This is a genomic window from Streptacidiphilus jeojiense (assembly GCF_000719095.1).
GTDB lineage: Bacteria > Actinomycetota > Actinomycetes > Streptomycetales > Streptomycetaceae > Streptacidiphilus > Streptacidiphilus jeojiensis.
Genome location: NZ_JOEH01000006.1, coordinates 303445 through 321665, shown reverse-complemented (window position 1 = coordinate 321665; position 18221 = coordinate 303445). Strand labels below are relative to the sequence as shown.

The following is an 18221-nucleotide window of genomic DNA, read 5'->3' as shown; positions in this document are numbered from 1 at the left end:
CACTGTGTAATGGTCCGTCATGGAGAGCATCACGGTGCTGCTCGCCGACGACAACCTGATCGTCCGCGAGGGTGTGCGCGCACTGCTGTCCCGCGACCGCAGCGTGGAGGTGGTCGGCCTGGCCGCCGACTACGACGAACTGGTCGAGGGGGCCGAACGGCTGCGCCCGCAGGTGCTGGTCACCGACATCAGGATGCCGCCGGACTTCCAGGACGAGGGCATCAGGGCGGCGCAGCGGGTGCGCAAGCAGTTCCCGGGGACGGGCGTGGTCGTGCTCAGCCAGTACGACGACCCCGACTACGCGGTGCAGCTGCTGGCCGAGGGCGAGGCCGGATACGCCTACCTGCTCAAGGACCGGATCGCCGACGCCGGGCTGCTGGGGCGGGCGATCCGCGCGGTCGCCGGCGGCGGCTCGATGATCGACCCGCAGATCGTCCGGGAGCTGATGGAGCCGGCCAGGCGGGAGGGCGAGCTGTCGGCCGACGAGGAGGACCTGCTGCGGCAGGTGGCCGAGGGGCGGCCGGTGAAGGCCATCGCCGCGGGCCTGGGCCAGCCGCCGGCGGCCGTCAACGACGCGGTGGAGAGCCTGTTCCTGCGGCTGGCCAAGGACGCGGGCGGGGGCTCCGGCGGGGCCAGGGACAGCGCGCTGCGGCGGCTGCGGCTGCTGCACACCGCGATCCTGCGCCGCGAGGAGCAGGGCGAGACGCTGTCCCGGCTGCTGCCCGGCGGCCTGGCCGAGAAGCTGCGCGCGGACCGCGGCGCGGCCACCCGCACCGAGCGGCTCACCGTGACCGTGCTGATGTCCGACGTCCGGGGCTACTGCTCGATCGCCGAGCGCACCGATCCGGCGGACCTGGCCGGGCAGTTGGGGGCGCACCGGCGGGCCATGAACGCGGCGGTGCTGGGCGAGGGCGGCACCGTGATGCAGTACGTCGGCGACGCGGTGATGGCGGTGTTCGGCGCGCCCGAGCCGCAGCCGGACCACGCCCGACGGGCCGTCAGGGCGGCCCGGGGGATGCACCGCCGCCAGCACGAGCTGGACCGGGAGTGGGCGGCGCTGGGCCTGGTCCCGTTCGGTCTCGGCATCGGGCTGAGCACCGGCGAGGTCGCGGCGGCGCTGCTGGGCAGCGCCGAGCGGCTGGAGTACACCCTGGTCGGCGACACCGTGAACCTGGCCCAGCGGATGCAGGACCTGGCCCGCCCGGCCGGGACCACGGTGGCCACCGCCGGCACCGTGGACGCGGCCGGAACCGCCGACGGGAGCTGGCCCTGGGACCCGCTGGGACCCTGCAGCGTCAAGGGCCACAGCGCACCGGTGGTCGCCTTCCGACTGCCGGTCGGCGCCGGCCCCGATCCGGCCGCCGTTCCCGATCCCGCTCTGGAGGCCCGCCCATGACCGCGCTCGACACCCCGGCCGAGGACCTGGCGCGGCCCGCCGTCCCCGCGGTGCGGATCACCGGCGCCCGCCGGGTCTTCGCCGCCGAGCTCGCACCGGTGCGGGCACTGCGGGGCGTGCACTTTGAGGTCGGTCCCGGCGAGTTCGTCGCCGTGATGGGACCCTCCGGCTGCGGCAAGTCCACCCTGCTCAATGTGATCGCCGGACTGGACACCGTGGACGAGGGCACCGTGGAGGTGGCCGGGGAGCGGGTGGACGGCCGGGACCAGGACTGGCTGGCACGGTTCCGGCGGCACCGGATCGGCTTCGTGTTCCAGTTCTTCAACCTGCTCGACGGCGTCTCGGCGCTGGACAACCTGGTGCTGCCGGGCGTGCTCGGCGGGATGGGGCGCAGGGCGGCCGAGTCGCGCGGCCGGGACCTGCTGGACATCCTCGGGCTCGGCGACCGCACCGCGCAGCTGCCGTCCAGCCTGTCCGGCGGCCAGCGCCAGCGGCTGGCGATCGCCCGGGCCCTGGTCAACCGGCCGGGGCTGCTGCTGGCCGACGAGCCGACCGGGGCGCTGGACAGCGAGGGCGGCGCGGAGGTGCTGGAGCTCTTCCGGCGGCTGCACGAGGACGGCCAGACCATCGTGATGGTCACCCACTCCCCCGAGGTCGCGGCCGGCGCGGACCGCGCGGTGCGGATGCGGGACGGCCGGGTGGTCGACGACGGGGCCACCGCGACCGGGCCCACCGCGGCCGGTTCCGACGCAGCCGAGTCCGGCGCGGCCGGCGGTCCGTCATGACCTTCACCGCCCTCTGGCTGCGCCTGGAACTGCGGCGGCGCTGGCGCTCGCTGGTCGTGCTGGCCCTGCTGGTGGCGCTGGCCGGCACCGCCGTGCTCGCCTCGGTGGCCGGGGCACGGCGCGGGGACACCGCGGTGGACCGGCTGGTGGCGCGGACCAGCCCGGCCGACATCACCGTGCTGCCCAACCAGCACGGCTTCGACTGGGACCGGATCAGGGCGCTGCCCGAGGTCGAGGCCCTCACCACCTTCGTGATCTCCTCCTTCCAGATCGAGGGCGTCCCGGACAACTCCACCGGCTTCGCGGTCGCCGACGACGCGAACATGCGCACCATCGAGCGGCCGATCGTGCTGCAGGGCCGGCTCGCCGACCAGGCGCGCGACGACGAGGTGGTGGTCAGCGCGCACTTCCCGGGGGCGTTCCACAAGGGCGTCGGGGACTACCTGACGATCCGTCTGTTCACCCCCGCGCAGGTCGACACCTACGTCACCGGGGCCGACCCGGGCGCCCCGGCGGGGCCCTCGATCCGGGCCCGCATCGTCGGCGTGGTCCGCTCGCCCTGGTACCACGACAACGTCCGGGACCAGGGCAGCGTCGCGGTGTCGGCCGCGCTCTACCTGAACCACAGGGCGAACTTCGTCGGCAGCACCGACCAGATCTACCTCAACGCCCTGGTCCGGCTCAAAGGCGGCGAGAAGACGATCCCGGAGTTCCGCGCCGACCTGGCCCGGGTCTCCGGCCGAACCGACATCGACATCTGGGACAACGCCGAGCTGGAACGCCACGCCACCAGGGTCAACACCTTCGAGGGCGACTGCCTGCTCGGCTTCGCGGGTGCGGCGCTGATCGCCGCGCTGTTCCTGGTCGGCCAGTCGGTGCTGCGCTACACCTCGGCCACCGTCGCCGACCTGCAGACCCTGCGCGGGGTCGGACTGGGGAACCGGCAGGCCCTCGCGGCGGCATCGGCCGGGCCGGTGATCGCGGCGCTCCTCGGCAGCCTGCTCGGGGCCGCCGGGGCGGTCCTGGTGTCCCGGTGGATGCCGATCGGCGCCGCGGCCCTCTACGAGCCGAGCCCGGGCTTCGACGTGGACTGGCTGGTGCTGGGAGCAGGACTGGTGCTGACGCCGCTGCTGGCCCTGGCCGGATCCGTGGCCTCGGCCTGGCTGGCGCTGGCCTCGGCGCAGAACCGGACCGCGCCCAGGCGCTCCGCGGTGGCCGTGGCCACCGCCAGGGCCGGGCTCCCGGTGCCGGTCGTGGTCGGCACCCGGTTCGCGCTGGAGCCCGGACGCGGACGCACCGCCGTACCGGTGCGCCCGGCCCTGCTGGGTGCGGTGATCGGGGTGCTGGGCGTGCTGGCGGCCTTCACCTTCGCGGCCGCCGTCGCCGACGCCGCCGCCAACCCGGCCAGGTTCGGCCAGACCCACCAGTTGGAGAGCTTCCTCGGCCTGAACAGCACCGACTTCGGGAAGGTCGACCCGGTGCTGGCGCGGATCGCCGCCGACCCCGCGGTCACCGCCGTCAACAACGCCAGGATCGCGGTCGCGGAGTCGGGGGACACCTCCATCACCACCTACACCGTCGACCCGGTCGGCGGGAAGCCGCTGTCGGTGGTCACCGTCTCCGGCCGGCTGCCGCAGGCCGCGGACCAGATCATGCTCGCGCCCACCAGCGCCCGGGCGCTGCACGCCGAGGTCGGGTCGTGGGTGACCCTGACCGGTGCCGCGCGGGCCCGGCGGGAGTTCACCGTGACCGGCATCGGCTTCGTCCCCGAGGGCTCGCACAACGACTACGACGCGGGCGCCTGGGCCACCACCGACGGCTACCGCGCACTGTTCGGCACCACCTTCAAGTTCCACCTCGCCGAGATCGCGCTGCGCCCCGGCAGCGTCACCGCCGCCATGACCCAGCGGCTGCAGCACGAGGCGGCACCGCTGACCGGCGGGCAGTCGATCGGCCTGCAGCAGGTGACCGCGCCGCAGCAGCTCGCCGAGATCCAGGACGTGCAGACCCTCCCACTGTTCCTCGGCGGCTTCCTGCTGCTGCTCGCGGCCGGGGCGGTCGGGCACGCCCTGGCCACCGCGGTGCGGCGGCGCCGCCATGACGTGGCGGTGCTGCGCGCCCTGGGCATGACACGGCGTCAGTCCCGGCTGGTGGTGGTCGTCCAGGCCACGGTGCTGGCCCTGGTCGGGCTGGTGTTCGGGATCCCGCTGGGCCTGGCGCTGGGCCGCACCCTGTGGCGCCAGGTCGCCGACAGCACCCCGCTGGCCTACCACCCGCCGCTGGCCCTGCTGACGCTGCTGCTGGCCGGACCGGTCGCGCTGCTGCTGGCCAATCTGCTCGCCGCCTGGCCGGGCCACCGCGCCGCGCGGCTCCATGTCGGACAGACCCTCAGAGCGGAGTGAACCGATGGCCCCGAAGTCCTCGCGGGTCCCCAAGTCCTCGCGGCTGCCGGTCGTCCTGGCCGCCCTCGCCGTACTGGCCACGGCGGTGGACGCGGTGCGCCGCCCGGACGGCCTGCGCACCGCCTCCACCGTGGTCGCCGTCGGCTGGCTGCTGACCGCGGCGGGCTGCGACCGGGCCCGGCTCACCGCTCCGGCGCGGCTGGCCGCCGTGCTGACGATCAGTCAAGCTGCGGCTGCAGTATGGCCGTCCAGCGCGCCGCTCACCCTGGCGGCCTGGACCTGGGGCGGTCTGGCGCTGCCCGACGGCCGGCTGGACCACCCCCGGCGCCGCACCGCGGTCGCCCTGGTCTACGCCGTCGCCACCGCCTGGACCGTCCTGGCCTGGCGGTCCACCGCCGCCCACGGCCCCGCTGCCGGGATCACCGCGGCGGGCGTGCTGGCCGCCACCGCCGTGATCGTCGCCGGGGTGGCCCGCCGCTGCCGGCAGGCCGGGGCCGCGCGCCGCCGGGTGCTGCAGTGGGTCGCCGCCGGCACGGTGACGGCTGGGGCGGCCGACGCGGTGCTGCTGGCGCTGCACATCCTGGTCGGCCTCCCGGCCGCACTGGCCCCCTGGGCGCTGGCGGCCCTGGTGCTGATCCCGGTCGGCAGCCTGCTCGGGCAGCTGCCGTCCACCGCCAGGCTCGCCGAGCGGGCGCTGCTGGAGGCGGTCACCACCTCCGGCCTGGCCTGCCTGGTGGTGGCCGTCTACCTGGTCACCGTCGTCGGCCTGGGCCGGGCCCCGGTCGGCCGGGAGCACGACGTCCTCGCCTACAGCGTCACCGCCGCCCTGGTCTGCGCGGCCCTGGCACTGCCGGTGCGGCTGCGGCTGAACGCGCTGGGCCGGTCCCTGCTGCGGCTGGGCGAGCTGGCCCCCGAGGAGGCACTGTCCGGCTTCGGCGCCAGGATGACCCGCGCCCTGCCGTTCGACGAGCTGCTGCTGCAGCTGGCGGAGTCACTGCGGGCCACGCTGGGCCCGGCCGGGGCGGAGATCTGGGTCGGCGGCGACGGCCTGCTGACCCGCACCGTCAGCGTCCCCGACCGGCCACAGCGACGGATCAGGCTGACCGAGCACGAGCGGGCGGTGGTCGGCCGGACCAGGATCGGCGGAGCCGGCTGGACCGCGATCTGGATGGCGGACCTGCTGGCCGACCCCGACCGCGACCCCGACCCCGACCGCGAGCCGGGCCAGGACCCCGGGCCGGACGGCGACCCGCTGGTCCGGGTCGCCCCCGCCGCCCACGGCGGCGAGCTGCTGGGCCTGCTGCTGGTACGCCGGCCGGCCGACGCCGCGCCCTACTCGGAGGCCGACGACCGGGTCCTGGTGGAGCTGGCCCGCCAGGTCGGCCTGGCCCTGCACAACGTCCGGCTGGACTCCGCGCTGCAGGCCTCGCTGCAGGAACTGCGGTCCCGCAACCAGGAGCTGCGGGACTCCCGGCTGCGCCTGGTCACCGCGGCCGACGCCTCCCGCCGGGAGATCGAGCGCAATCTGCACGACGGCGCCCAGCAGCACCTGGTCGCCCTGTCGGTGAAGCTCGCGCTGGTGCGCGAGCTCGTCGACACCGCCGACGGCGGCGACGAGGACCGGGCCACCGTCACCGCGCTGCTGGAGGAGCTGCGCACCGACGTCCAGGGCACCGTCGCCGCCGTGCGGGAGCTGGCGCACGGCATCTACCCGCCGCTGCTGCGCAACCACGGCCTGGGGCAGGCGCTGCGCTCGGCCACCCGGCGCTCGGTGCTGCCCTGCACGGTCTCGGTCGAGCTGCCCGGACGCTACCCGGAGGCCGCCGAGGCGGCGGTCTACTTCTGCTGCCTGGAGGCGCTGCAGAACGCGGGCAAGCACGCCGGCCCGGACGCCTCGGTCACGGTGCTGGTGGAGGCGGACGACGGGATGCTGCGGTTCCGGGTCAGCGACGACGGCCGGGGCTTCGCCGCCGACGGCGCGGCGGCCGGCAGCGGCTTCGTCAACATGGCGGACCGGCTGGGCGCCATCGGCGGCCGCCTCACCGTGGAGTCCCGCCCGGGTCAGGGCACCGCGGTGGGCGGCGAGATCCCGGTCCCCGCCGCACCGCCGACCAGCTCGCGCAGCAGCGAGGGGGTCAGGTCGTCCTTGTGGACGTAGCCGACCGCGCCGCAGCGCGCCGCCTCGGCCGGCAGGTCCTCGGCCGCGTAGGTGGACAGCAGCACCACCGCGGTGCCCGGCTGCCGCTCCAGGATCCGGCGGGTGGCCGCGATCCCGTCGATACCGGGCAGGTTGATGTCCATCAGCACCACCGCGGCGCCAGCCGCCCGGTCCACCGCCTCCTCGCCGGAGGCGGCCTCGGCCAGGATCCGCCAGCCCGGGATCCGGGCCACGATCATCCGGGCCACCGACCGGAACAGCGGCTGGTCGTCGACGATCAGGACGGTACGCTCCATACCGCCAGGATCATCCCTGCGCCGCACCCGTACCAGGGGTGCCAGCACCCGGGTGTGCGGCCAGGTACAGCAGCACCGCCTTCACCCTGCGGTTGACGTCCGGTTCCGAGGTCAGCCCGAGCTTGGCGAAGAGCGCGTTGATGTGCTTCTCGACGGCGCGCTCGGACAGGTAGAGCGCGGCGCCGACCGCCGCGTTGCTCTTGCCCTGGGCGATCTGCGCCAGCACCTCGCCCTCCCGGCGGGACAGCCCGGCCAGCGGCGAGCGGCGCTCCTGCACCGCGTCGGCGACCAGCGCCTCCACCACCACCGGGTCGATGTACGAGCCGCCCACCGCCACACTGCGCACCACACCGGCCAACTGCCCCGGCTCGCCCACCCGTTCCTTCAGCAGATAGGCGCGTCCCGCGCTGCCCTCGGCCAGCAGCGGTGTGGCGTAGGCGGGTTCGGCGTACTGGGAGAGCACCACCACACCGATCCCGGGGTGGCTGCGGCGCAGCCGGACGGCGGCCCTGATCCCCTCGTCGGTGGAGGTGGGAGGCATCCGGACGTCGGTGACCACCACGTCGGGGCCCGCGGCGTCCACCGCGGCGAGCAGTCCGGGGAGGTCGCCGCAGACCCCGACCACCTCCAGATCCGGCTGGCGGTCGAGTACTTGGCGCACACCCTCGCGGACCAGGAACGAGTCCTCCGCGATGACGATCCGCAGCGTCACGGCCGGAGTCTAACGGCGGAATCGGGCCGCGAGCAGCCGATCAGCGAGACAATCCAGGGAAGATCACGGGCAGTTGTCCGATTTGCCGCCTGCGCACCGTAGCCAGGCGAACGCGCATCCGATACCTTTCCTGGCAGCAGTCGTGGTTCCGAAGTCTCATGTGCCCACGGTCAAGCACCGTGGGCGCTGTGCTGTGCACCAGTCGGAGGACCAGGGCGATCACCTCAACCCTGAGGGCGCGCACCAGGCACGCCCCTTTCTCCTGACAGAGGGAGCAGCATGGCCACCGGCACTGTGAAGTGGTTCAACTCGGAGAAGGGCTTCGGCTTCATCGCCCAGGACGGCGGCGGCGCCGACGTCTTCGCCCACTACTCCAACATCAACGCGACCGGCTACCGGGAGCTCCTCGAGGGCCAGGCCGTGGAGTTCGAGATCGCGCAGGGCCAGAAGGGCCCGCAGGCGGAGAACATCCGCGTGATCTGACGCCGTCCCGGCGCCCCAGTGCCCCGTACCGGATCCGTTCCGGCACGGGGCACTGCCATGTCATCAGCCGAACTGCTCAGCTGAACTGCTCAGCTGAACTTGTCAGTCTTCCTGTCATTCACGTACCCTCGAAGCATGGACACCGACCGCGAGGACCTCGCCGCGACCGTGTCCGAGCTGCACCAGCTGCTCGGACAGCTGATGCGGCGGATGCGCGCCGCGCACGAGGGTGCAGCACTGACCCTCTCCCAGGCCGCCGTCCTCTACCGGCTGGTCGCCGAGGGCCCGCACACCCCGGCCGCCCTGGCCCGCGCCGAGCGGGTCCGCCCGCAGTCGATGGGCGCGACCCTGGGCGCGCTGGAGGAGCAGGGCCTGGTCGTCCGCGGACGGCACCCGACCGACGGCCGCCAGGTGGTCATGACGCCCACCGAGGCCGGCAGCCGGCTGCTGGAGGAGATCAGGTCCGCCAAGGAGGGCTGGCTGCTCGACGCCATCGCCACCCGGCTCGATCCCGACGAGCAGCGGACCCTGATCGCCTCGGTCGCCCTGCTGCGCCGCCTCGTGGAGTCCTGAGCACACCCCTCGCACCGAACCCCTTGCACCGAACCCCCCGCACAACCGATCTACGGAGCACCCATGCCCGCCACCACACTGGACCCCCGCACCGCCCTGGTCGTCATCGACCTCCAGCGCGGCATCACCGGCCACCCCGTCCAGCCGCACTCCGCCGCCGACACCATCGCCCGCTCCGCCGAGCTGGCCGCCGCCTTCCGCAAGCGCGGCCTGCCGGTCGTCCTGGTCAACGTCGACTTCTCCGCCGACGGCGGCGACGTCCCGCCCGGCCGCACCGAGGGTCCGGCCTCGCGCGGCGCCCTGCCCGAGGGCTGGGCCGAGCTGGTCGACGAGCTGGACGTGCAGCCGACCGACCTGCGGATCACCAAGCGCAACTGGGGCGCCTTCCACGGCACCGGCCTGGACGTGCAGCTGCGCCGCCGCGGCATCACCGGCATCGTCCTGACCGGCATCGCCACCAGCATCGGCGTGGAGTCCACCGCCCGCGCCGCGCACGAGCACGGCTACAACGTGACCATCGCCACCGACGCGTCCTCCGACCTGGACGCCGACTCGCACCACCACAGCGTCAGCAAGATCTTCCCCCGTCTGGGTGAGACCGCCACCACCGCCGAGATCCTGGCGCTGCTGGAAGCCTCCGCCGGATAGCCCACAGCTGCCCACATCGACCCAAAGCGATTGAAGCTTTTACAAACTGACGCGCCGTCGATATCACCGGATGACTCCCTCGGGCCTTACCATCCGGCCATGACGGCGCGTCAGTTCGTTTCCCGCCGTTTCGCAGCCAGTCGCCACGACCGCGAGAGGGACGGGATCCGCAGATGACCACACCCCCCACCGCCGAAACCTTCCAAGCCACCGGCTCCGGCGCCGGGGAGAAAGGCCTCAAGGGCAACGCCCTCGGCCTGTTCTCCTCCGTCGCCATCGGCCTGGCCTCCACCGCCCCCGCCTACAGCCTGGCCGCCACCCTCGGCATCATCGTGGCCGGGGTCGGGCTGCAGGCGCCGATCATCACCATCCTCGCCTTCATCCCGATGCTGCTGATCGCCTACGCCTACAAGGAGCTCAACGAGGTCGACCCGGACTGCGGCACCACCTTCGTCTGGGCCGCCCGGGCCTTCGGGCCGCGCACCGGCTGGATGGGCGGCTGGGGCATCGTCATCGCCGACGTCATCGTGATGGCGAACCTGGCCCAGATCGCCGGCTCCTACGGCTTCCAGCTCTTCGGCTTCGGCGGCCTGGCCTCCAGCACCCTGTGGACCACGGTCGCCGGGGTGATCTGGATCATCGTGATGACGGCGATCTGCTACGTCGGCATCGAGGTCTCGGCCGCCCTGCAGCGCTGGCTGCTGTGCGTGGAGGTGGCGATGCTGGCGGTGTTCGCGATCACCGCGCTGGTCAAGGTCTACTCCAGCGGCGCGCCCAGCGGGTCGATCCACATCTCCGCGTCCTGGTTCAACCCCTTCGACGTGTCCTCGGGGAGCGCCCTCACCGCCGGCATCCTGGCCGCCGTCTTCATCTACTGGGGCTGGGACACCGCGGTCTCCGTCAACGAGGAGACCACCGACAAGGAGCGCACCCCGGGCCGGGCCGCGGTCATCTCCACCGTGCTGCTGCTGATCATCTACGCCCTGGTGACCACCTCGGCGCAGGCCTTCGCCGGGGTCGGCGACAAGGGCATCGGACTGGCCAACCCGGACAACTCCGGGGACGTGCTCTCCGGCCTCGGCAACGCGGTCTTCGGCGGCAAGGGGCTCGGCTGGTTCCTGGCCAAGCTGCTGATCTTCATGGTGCTGACCTCCTCGGCGGCCTCCACCCAGACCACCATCCTGCCGACCGCCAGGACCACCTTCTCGATGGCCGCGCACAAGGCGATCCCCTCGCACTTCGCCCGGGTGCACCGCCGCTTCCTCACCCCGACCTGGTCCACCGTCGCGATGGGCCTGGCGTCGATCGCGTTCTACGTGCTGCTGGTGAAGGTCAGCACCAATGTGCTCAACGACTCCATCGCCTCGGTCGGCCTGGGCATCGCCTTCTACTACGGCCTCACCGGCTTCGCCTGCGTCTGGTACTTCCGCAGGGTGCTCACCCGCAGCGCCAGGGACCTCTGGTTCAAGGGCATCCTGCCGGGCCTGGGCGCGCTGATGCTGCTGTTCTTCTTCTGCTACGCCGCCTTCGACGTCTACGCGGACCCGAACTACGGCTACACCTCGGTCAACCTGCCCTGGGTCGGCGACGTCGGCGGGGTGACCGTGATCGGGATCGGCGCGCTGGTGCTGGGCCTGGTGCTGATGCTGGTGCAGTGGGCGGTCCAGGGCAGCTGGTTCCGCGACCCCGACGTGCCGGTGAGCGCGGCCTCACGGGAGGTGGCGGCGGACGCTCCGGCCCCCTGAGGCCCGTACACCCGGGCAACCCCGGCCCCCGGAACCCGCCTGCGAGCGGCATCCGGCCGACGTGAGGCCTGCCACAACGCGCCCTACCATCCCAACATCCTACGTATCATTCACAGGAAGCCCACAAATTGGTGCAAATCGCCAGACGCCCCTGATCGAGCCCCGACCCCAGCGGAGAGTCACCCCGGCATGGAGTCCCAGCCCCAGCAGGCGCCCCAGCAGCGGGCGGCCGTCGACCCGACCGAACCCCGTCTCGCCGCAGCCGCCCGCGCCGCCCGCGCCGGCGCCTACGAGTGGGACCTGGTCACCGGAGACATCCTCTGGGACGACGCCGCCTGCCGGATGGTCGGCACGGCCCCCGAAGACTTCGAGGGCCGTGCCGAGGCGTTCTTCGCCGCCCTGCACCCGGACGACGCCACCCGGCTCGCCGCCGCCACCGCCGAGGCCATCGAGCGCGGCGGCAGCTACCGCAACCGCTACGAGGTCGTCCACGCCGACGGCAGCGTCCGGCAGCTGGAGGAGCGCGGCGAGGTGCTGCTCGGTCCGGACGGGCGTCCGCACCGGGTCACCGGGCTGCTGCTGGACCGCACCGACGAGGGCCGCGAGCCGGGCCGCCCGCTCGCCCCCACCCCCGTGGTCCGACCCCGCGCCCCCTGGTTCCGCGGCGCCCTGCCCCGGCGCGGCGGCGACCCCGCCGCGAGCTCCGCCGACTCCATCATGCTCACCCTCACCCGGGCGCTGTCCAAGGCGGCCAGCGTCGCAGATGTCACCCGGGTGATGACGGACATCGCCCGCCCGGCGCTCAACGCCGACCACCTCCTCATCGAGGCCGACGCGCACAACCCGGAGCACCCCTGCGCCGTCGTCGGCCGGGCGGCCACCGAGGCGATGCAGCGGGCGGTCCGGGACGACCAGCCGCTCTTCCTGGAGGGCGCGGCCGTTCCCCCCGACGACGGCGGGCCCTCCGTGGTCCGCTCCTGGGCCGTGCTCCCGCTCACCGGCACCGACGACGGACGCGGCGCCTGCCTCTTCGACTTCGCCGGCGCCAGGACCTTCGACAACGGGCAGCGGACCCTGTTCACCGCCGTCGCCGGCATCCTCGCCCACGCGCTGGCCCGGGCCAGGCTCTTCGACCGCGAGCACCAGTGGGCCGCCGAGCTGCAGCGCGCCATGCTGCCCCGCGGCGTCCCCTCCGTCGCCGGCCACGACACCGCCGTCCGCTACCTCCCCGGCACCACCGGGATGGCCGTCGGCGGCGACTGGTACGACGTGCTGCCGCTCCCGGACGGCCGGGTCGGCGTGGTCGTCGGCGACGTCCAGGGCCACAGCGTCGAGGCGTCCGCCGTGATGGGCCAGCTGCGAATCGCACTGCGCGCCTACGCCGCCGAGGGCCACACCCCCGGCGCGGTACTGGCCCGCACCGGCCGGCTGCTCGCCGACCTGGACACCGACCTCTTCGCCACCTGCTGCTACCTCTCCCTGGACCCGGCCACCGGAGTGATCGAGGCCGCGAGAGCGGGACACCCACTACCGGTCCGGATCGGCGCGGGCGCGTCCGGCACAGGCGTGTCCGGCGCGGGCATGACCGACACCGGCATGACCGACCCCGGCACCGCCGTCGAACTGGACCTCCCCGGCGGCCCGCCGCTCGGCGTGGACCCGCAGGCGCTCTACCCCGAGACGGTCACCGTGCTGGCCCCCGGCGAGACCCTGCTGCTCTACACCGACGGCCTGATCGAATGCCGCGGCGAGTCCATCGACACCTCACTGGACCGCCTGCTGGCCACGGTCACCGACTGGACCCGCGACGAGGCCCGCGACGAGGCCGACTCCCCGGCCCCCGAACGGCTCGAACGCCTCGCCGACCACCTGGTCCGCCCCTGCCAGGCGCAGCACCCCCGCGCCGACGACGTCGCCGTCTTCCTGCTCCAACGGCGTTCATGTTCATAACGCCCGGATCCGGGAAGACAGTCGGTCAACAGCCGACGCCGGCCGCGCCCGGAACCACCGGGGCCTGCCCCGGCGTCATCCAGCATGCCGAGAACCCGACGATCTGACGATACGTGAGCGGAGCAGGCACGTGGGTCGAACCAGGAACGGTACAGGCATCATCCTGCTGGCGGGCGTGGTTCTGGTAGGCGCCGCCGCCTGCACCAGCAAGTCGCCGCAGGCGCAGTCCGCCGGCTCCAGCGGCAGCAGGAGCGGTGCAGCCAGCGGCAGTTCACCGGCGAGCGCGAGCCCCAGCCCGAGCGCCAGTCCGTCCCCCTCCGGTCCGCCCATGCTGCTGGACTCGATCACCCCGGCCGCCGGCGCCACCGTCGGCGTGGCCATGCCGATCTCGATCGTCTTCACCAAGCCGGTCGCCGACTCCGCGCGCAAGGCCATCGAGCAGCATCTCAGCGTCACCACCTCCACCCCGGTCACCGGCGCCTGGCACTGGTTCAGCAACCGCCGGGTCGACTGGCGTCCGCAGACCTTCTGGAAGTCCGGGACCACCGTCACCGTGAAGGCCGACTTCACCGGAGTACCGGACGGCAACGGCGACTTCGGCGCCCATGCCTACACCCACAGCTTCACCGTCGGCGCCGACGTCGAGACCACCGTCTCGGTGACCGGGCACTCCATGCAGGTCACCAACGCCGGCAAGGTCGTCCGGAAGATGTCCATCGACGCCGGCAGCTCCAGCTTCCCCACCTGGGACGGCACCATGGCGGTCATCGACAAGTCCAAGACCGTCCACATGACCTCCTGCAGCGCCGGCATCACCTGCAACAAGAACAGCCCCGACTTCTACGACGAGAACCTCCCCTGGGACGTCCACATCAGCTACTCCGGCACCTACCTCCACTACTCCGGCGCCGACCCGCACCCGGGCCACAGCTTCGGCTCCCACGGTTGCGTGCACCTCTCCCTGGCGGACGCCATCTGGTTCTACGACTACTCCAAGCAGGGCGACCCGGTCACCATCACCGGCTCCCCCCGCGGCAAGGCCGACGCCGACAACGGCTACGCCGCCTTCAACCTCACCTGGGCCCAGTGGGTCGCCGGCAGCACAACGGGAGCCCAGACCACCAAGGCGGCATGACGTCGCGTCGGTGGACGCCCCACGCTTGCAACGGCAACACCCGTGCCCCGACCTGACCCACCGTCTCCCGGGCTCACGCCCGGAAAGAAGGCGCTTCGCGCCGGCAACAGGAGCGGGGGGTGCCTGGGCCCGGCGCGGAGCGTGCGGCGGGGGCGCGGGGCTGAGCTGGGGCGCGTGCGCCGATCTGGGCCCCGGGTGACCAGGGCAAACCGGGGTCACTTTCGGGACAAGGTGTCACTTGACCTTGCCGCTATGTCCGATTCATCCGCACATGCCCGTACCAAGAATGACCCGACGTACCAAAAGTGACCCCGGTTCAGCGGAAGGCGCCACGCAGGAACGTTTCCCCAGACCCCCGCCCGAAAGGACACCGACCCGCCACCCGGCAACGCCCGCCCCACCACCCTCCCCCTCCGCGCAGTTGGCCGCGAGCGACAGCGAGCCACCCCAGCCCGGGACCGACCCCCGTGCCCCACGGAGGCGACGCACAGTCAGCGGGAGCGAACACGCACGTCAGATACGGCAGCGGGACGGGGGCTCGGCCGCCAGACGAACCCCACCACACCGACGACGGCGCCCCGCCTCCCCCACCCCCGAGCACCCTCAGCAACCAGGTGTAACGTCACGCGCGGACCGGTGCGGGGGCGCCCGGGTCCGCCGAGGAGGAGGTTGTCGTGGGGAACCAGTTGTTGCCCGACGGGGTGCAGCGGACCGCAGTCGGGGTCGCTCGGGTACGAGCGGCCGAGAGTCGGCGGGAGGATCGGCTGTTCGCGGATCCCTACGCCAAGGCGTTCGTACGGGCCGCGACCGGGGCGCGGTCGCAGGCGGAGCACGCGGCGCCGAGGGAGCGCAGCGCGGGCGGGGCCGCGCTGGCCGCGCGGATCGTGCTGCGGACCCGGTTCTTCGACGACTACCTGCTGCGGGCGACCGCAGCCGGATGCCGTCAGGTCGTGCTGCTGGCGGCGGGGTTGGACACCCGGGCGTTCCGGCTGACCTGGCCCGAGGGCACCCGGGTGTTCGAGCTCGACCTGCCTCCGGTGGTCGCGTTCAAGGAGCGGGTGCTGCGCGAGGAGGGCGCCGTACCGACCTGCGAGCGCTCCGTGCTGACCGCCGACCTGCGGGAGGACTGGGGCGCGGCGCTCCGGGAGGCCGGATTCGACCCGGCGGCGCGCACCGCCTGGCTGGTCGAGGGACTGCTGGTCTACCTGGAGACGGACCAGGCCACGTCCCTGCTCTCCACGCTGACCGGGCTCTCCGCCGCGGGCAGTCTGCTCTCGCTCACCGAGGGCCGGGACCCGAAGCGGATGGTCGCCGAGAACGGTGCCGACCAGCGCCTGCAGGCCCTGGCCGGCCTCTGGAAGGGCGGCCTCGGCGAACCCGCGGCCGACTGGCTCCCCCGGCACGGCTGGCAGGTGACCGTCCACGGCAAGGCCGAACTGGAGCAGGCCTACGGCCGCCCCGCACCCGCCGGCAGCGAGGGGTTCCTGATCGCCGAGCGCGGATAGCGACAACCCGGCGCGGCACCTGACCCGACACCGGGTCCCGACAGGCTGACAGCCCGCACCGGCCGGCACCCGACACTTCCACTTGTCTTGACAGAAATAATTGTCGGCGAGATCCTGGAAGCATGCTTGATGTAGCCGTGATCGACGACGCCGCGGCAGCGGCGTCGTCACTCGATCCGATCAGGAGCCGTCTGCTGGCCGAGCTCGCCGAGCCGGCCTCGGCGACGATGCTGGCCGCCCGGGTGGGGCTGGCCCGGCAGAAGGTCAACTACCACCTGCGCGAACTGGAGCTGCACGGGCTGGTGGAGCTGGTCGAGGAGCGCCGCAAGGGCAATGTCACCGAGCGGATGCTGCGGGCCACCGCCGCCTCCTATGTCATCTCGCCCCAGGCGCTAGCCGTGATGCGGCCCGATCCCGACCGCGCTCCCGACCGGCTCTCCGCACGCTGGCTGCTGGCACTCGCCGCGCGGATGGTGCGCGAGGTGGGTGAACTGCTCACCGGCGCCTCCCGGGCCGGCAAGCCGCTGGCGACCTTCGCCATCGACACCGAGGTGCGCTTCGCCAGCGCCGCCGACCGGGCCGCCTTCGCCGAGGAGCTCTCCGGTGCGGTCACCGCACTGGTCGGCAGGTACCACGACGAGAAGGCTCCGGGCGGTCGCAGCCACCGCTTCGTGGTCGCCGTCCATCCCAGCGCCGACCGCCAACCCGCGGAAGAGGCCTGACCATGGGTCATGACTATGTGATCCGCCACGAGGCCGAGGTCCCCGCCGAACCCGAGCAGGTGTGGGAGGCCATCGCCACCGGTCCGGGGATGGACTCCTGGTTCATGGGGAGCAACGAGGTCGAGGCCGGACCGGGCGGCCTGATCCGCACCCACGCCAGGCGCGGGCCGCTGGACTCGACGGTGACCGGCTGGGATCCGCTGAAGCTCCTGGAGCACCGCAGCGGGACCGGGCCCGACGGCCGCTTCATCGCCTACGAGTTCCTGATCGAGGGACGGGACAGCGGGAGCACCGTGCTGCGCCTGTCGACCAGCGGATTCCTGCCCGGCGACGACTGGGAGGGCGAGTTCGAGGCCATGGGCCAGGGCATCGCCCTGTTCTTCCGCACCCTGGTCGAGCAGCTCACCCACTTCGCGGGCCGCACCGCCCGCCCGCTCACCCTCTTCGGCGCGCCGGGCCTGCGCTGGGCCGACGCCCGGACGCGGCTCCTCCAGGAACTCGGCCTGGGTGCGGGGCGCGAGGTGCACCCCGGCACCGGCACCGCTGTGCGTACGACGTCACCGGCCCTGGCCGCCCTCGCCTCCGGCACCGTCTACCACGCCGAGCCCGCCGCCCTCGCGGTGCGCACCGACGCGGGCCTGTTCCGTTTCCTGCTCCTGTTCCCCGAGAACGGCGTGATGCTGGCGCACCACCTGTTCGACCCCGCCGCCGACCTGGACCGGACCACCGCCGAGTGGCGCTCCTGGCTCGACACCCTCAACGACCCGACCGTCCCCAGGGAGTCATCATGACCTCCACCGCTCCGACCACCGCCCCCACCCCGACCGCTTTCGCCACCTCCAAGGACGGCACCGCCATCGCCTACGAGCGGATCGGGAGCGGCCCGGCCGTGATCCTGGTCGACGGCGCCCTCTGCTACCGCGCGTCCGGGCCGGCCCGTCCGCTGGCCGCCGCGCTCGCCCGGCACTTCACCGTCTACACCTACGACCGGCGCGGCCGCGGCGAGAGCGGCAACACGCTGCCCTACGCGGTCGAGCGCGAGGTCGAGGACCTGGCCGCGGTTCTGGAGGCGGCCGGGGGCAGCGCCCATCTGTACGGGATCTCCTCGGGCGCGGCCGTGGCCCTGGAGGCGGCGAACGTCCTGCCCGACTTCCTCTCGCTGGCGCTCTACGAGTACCCGCTGGCCGTGGACGCCAACGGCCCGGTGCGTCCGGCCGACTACATCGAGACCATGGACGCCCTGGTCGCGGCGGGCAAGCGCGGCGCCACCGTGAAGATGTTCCTGCGCACCGTGGGCGTACCGTCCGCCGCCCTGCTGGTGATGCAACTGCTGCCGGTCTGGTCGAAGTTGAAGGGGGTGGCGCACACCCTGCCCTACGACATGCGGGTGCTCGGCGACACCGGATCCGGCCGTCCACTGCCGACCGACCGCTGGACCGGGGCGACACTCCCGACGCTGGTGATGGACGGCGGCAAGAGCCCGCAGCCGATGCGCGACGGGATGCGTCAACTGGCCGACGTGCTACCGGGATCCGAGTACCGCACGCTGCCCGGCCAGACGCACATGCTCAAGCCGGACGCGGTCGCGCCGGTGCTGACCGAGTTCTTCCAGATGCACCAGCGCTGAGGGCGGGGACTGAACGGACCGGGCCCGCCGGCCGGCTGCGGATCGGTCGGCGGGCCCGGTACTGTTTCCTGCTTCAGACCAGAC

16 protein-coding genes are annotated in these 18221 nt (G+C 73.2%); 14 read left to right on the top strand and 2 right to left on the bottom strand.

Annotated features, from left to right (window positions below; all coding sequences use genetic code 11):
• The first annotated feature begins 19 nt into the window (after window positions 1-19).
• Genes IF29_RS0109870 through IF29_RS48475 form a run of 4 tightly spaced genes read left to right on the top strand, consistent with a single transcriptional unit; the run spans window position 20 to window position 6741 of the window.
• A complete protein-coding gene (locus IF29_RS0109870; RefSeq protein ID WP_051725116.1) occupies window positions 20-1396 on the top strand; it encodes an adenylate/guanylate cyclase domain-containing protein in 1377 nt (458 codons plus the stop codon).
• Window positions 1393-2181: an ABC transporter ATP-binding protein gene (locus IF29_RS0109865; protein ID WP_051725115.1), complete on the top strand. Its 789-nt coding sequence runs from the start codon at window positions 1393-1395 to the stop codon at window positions 2179-2181. The genes IF29_RS0109870 and IF29_RS0109865 overlap by 4 nt, the downstream gene beginning before the upstream one ends.
• Window positions 2178-4583, top strand: a complete 2406-nt coding sequence (locus IF29_RS0109860) for an ABC transporter permease (RefSeq protein ID WP_030252436.1) — start codon at window positions 2178-2180, stop codon at window positions 4581-4583. The genes IF29_RS0109865 and IF29_RS0109860 overlap by 4 nt, the downstream gene beginning before the upstream one ends.
• Window positions 4584-4587: 4 nt before the next feature.
• Window positions 4588-6741: a sensor histidine kinase gene (locus IF29_RS48475; protein ID WP_051725114.1), complete on the top strand. Its 2154-nt coding sequence runs from the start codon at window positions 4588-4590 to the stop codon at window positions 6739-6741.
• Here IF29_RS48475 and IF29_RS44755 read toward each other — a convergent pair.
• Both IF29_RS44755 and IF29_RS0109845 read right to left on the bottom strand, forming a co-directional pair.
• Window positions 6645-7037 (bottom strand): response regulator, encoded by a 393-nt coding sequence (locus IF29_RS44755; RefSeq protein WP_030252432.1) that lies wholly within the window; start codon window positions 7035-7037, stop codon window positions 6645-6647. The two genes, IF29_RS48475 and IF29_RS44755, sit on opposite strands and share 97 nt — an antisense overlap.
• Before the next feature lie 10 nt (window positions 7038-7047).
• Window positions 7048-7743: a response regulator transcription factor gene (locus IF29_RS0109845; RefSeq protein WP_198037363.1), complete on the bottom strand. Its 696-nt coding sequence runs from the start codon at window positions 7741-7743 to the stop codon at window positions 7048-7050.
• A gap of 285 nt (window positions 7744-8028) precedes the next feature.
• Here IF29_RS0109845 and IF29_RS0109840 point away from each other — a divergent pair, with 285 nt between their 5' ends.
• The 10 genes from IF29_RS0109840 (at window position 8029) to IF29_RS0109795 (ending at window position 18137) form a co-directional block, all read left to right on the top strand.
• On the top strand, window positions 8029-8232 hold the full coding sequence (locus IF29_RS0109840) for a cold-shock protein (RefSeq protein WP_030252428.1): 204 nt from the start codon (window positions 8029-8031) through the stop codon (window positions 8230-8232).
• 135 nt (window positions 8233-8367) lie between these two features.
• The gene (locus IF29_RS0109835; RefSeq protein ID WP_030252426.1) at window positions 8368-8805 is read left to right on the top strand and encodes a MarR family winged helix-turn-helix transcriptional regulator; all 438 of its coding nucleotides are present in this window, start codon (window positions 8368-8370) and stop codon (window positions 8803-8805) included.
• Between the two features lie 63 nt (window positions 8806-8868).
• A complete protein-coding gene (locus IF29_RS0109830) occupies window positions 8869-9453 on the top strand; it encodes a hydrolase (RefSeq protein WP_030252424.1) in 585 nt (194 codons plus the stop codon).
• 173 nt (window positions 9454-9626) lie between these two features.
• Window positions 9627-11198, top strand: a complete 1572-nt coding sequence (locus tag IF29_RS0109825) for an APC family permease (protein WP_051725113.1) — start codon at window positions 9627-9629, stop codon at window positions 11196-11198.
• A gap of 189 nt (window positions 11199-11387) precedes the next feature.
• A complete protein-coding gene (locus IF29_RS0109820) occupies window positions 11388-13148 on the top strand; it encodes a SpoIIE family protein phosphatase (protein ID WP_051725112.1) in 1761 nt (586 codons plus the stop codon).
• 130 nt (window positions 13149-13278) lie between these two features.
• The gene (locus tag IF29_RS0109815) at window positions 13279-14283 is read left to right on the top strand and encodes a L,D-transpeptidase (protein WP_030252418.1); all 1005 of its coding nucleotides are present in this window, start codon (window positions 13279-13281) and stop codon (window positions 14281-14283) included.
• Between the two features lie 674 nt (window positions 14284-14957).
• The gene (locus tag IF29_RS0109810; protein ID WP_030252416.1) at window positions 14958-15788 is read left to right on the top strand and encodes an SAM-dependent methyltransferase; all 831 of its coding nucleotides are present in this window, start codon (window positions 14958-14960) and stop codon (window positions 15786-15788) included.
• 122 nt (window positions 15789-15910) lie between these two features.
• Window positions 15911-16510, top strand: coding sequence for an ArsR/SmtB family transcription factor (locus tag IF29_RS0109805; protein WP_030252414.1), 600 nt, complete (start codon window positions 15911-15913; stop codon window positions 16508-16510).
• 2 nt (window positions 16511-16512) lie between these two features.
• Window positions 16513-17301: an SRPBCC family protein gene (locus tag IF29_RS0109800; RefSeq protein ID WP_030252413.1), complete on the top strand. Its 789-nt coding sequence runs from the start codon at window positions 16513-16515 to the stop codon at window positions 17299-17301.
• Window positions 17298-18137, top strand: a complete 840-nt coding sequence (locus IF29_RS0109795) for an alpha/beta fold hydrolase (RefSeq protein ID WP_051725111.1) — start codon at window positions 17298-17300, stop codon at window positions 18135-18137. The genes IF29_RS0109800 and IF29_RS0109795 overlap by 4 nt, the downstream gene beginning before the upstream one ends.
• Window positions 18138-18221: the final 84 nt, after the last annotated feature.

Coding starts and splice junctions, on each gene's coding strand:
- IF29_RS0109870 (WP_051725116.1), top strand. CDS start 20: ATGGAGAGCATCACGGTGCTGCTCGCCGACGACAACCTGATCGTCCGC.
- IF29_RS0109865 (WP_051725115.1), top strand. CDS start 1,393: ATGACCGCGCTCGACACCCCGGCCGAGGACCTGGCGCGGCCCGCCGTC.
- IF29_RS0109860 (WP_030252436.1), top strand. CDS start 2,178: ATGACCTTCACCGCCCTCTGGCTGCGCCTGGAACTGCGGCGGCGCTGG.
- IF29_RS48475 (WP_051725114.1), top strand. CDS start 4,588: ATGGCCCCGAAGTCCTCGCGGGTCCCCAAGTCCTCGCGGCTGCCGGTC.
- IF29_RS44755 (WP_030252432.1), bottom strand. CDS start 7,037: ATGGAGCGTACCGTCCTGATCGTCGACGACCAGCCGCTGTTCCGGTCG.
- IF29_RS0109840 (WP_030252428.1), top strand. CDS start 8,029: ATGGCCACCGGCACTGTGAAGTGGTTCAACTCGGAGAAGGGCTTCGGC.
- IF29_RS0109835 (WP_030252426.1), top strand. CDS start 8,368: ATGGACACCGACCGCGAGGACCTCGCCGCGACCGTGTCCGAGCTGCAC.
- IF29_RS0109830 (WP_030252424.1), top strand. CDS start 8,869: ATGCCCGCCACCACACTGGACCCCCGCACCGCCCTGGTCGTCATCGAC.
- IF29_RS0109825 (WP_051725113.1), top strand. CDS start 9,627: ATGACCACACCCCCCACCGCCGAAACCTTCCAAGCCACCGGCTCCGGC.
- IF29_RS0109820 (WP_051725112.1), top strand. CDS start 11,388: ATGGAGTCCCAGCCCCAGCAGGCGCCCCAGCAGCGGGCGGCCGTCGAC.
- IF29_RS0109805 (WP_030252414.1), top strand. CDS start 15,911: ATGCTTGATGTAGCCGTGATCGACGACGCCGCGGCAGCGGCGTCGTCA.
- IF29_RS0109800 (WP_030252413.1), top strand. CDS start 16,513: ATGGGTCATGACTATGTGATCCGCCACGAGGCCGAGGTCCCCGCCGAA.
- IF29_RS0109795 (WP_051725111.1), top strand. CDS start 17,298: ATGACCTCCACCGCTCCGACCACCGCCCCCACCCCGACCGCTTTCGCC.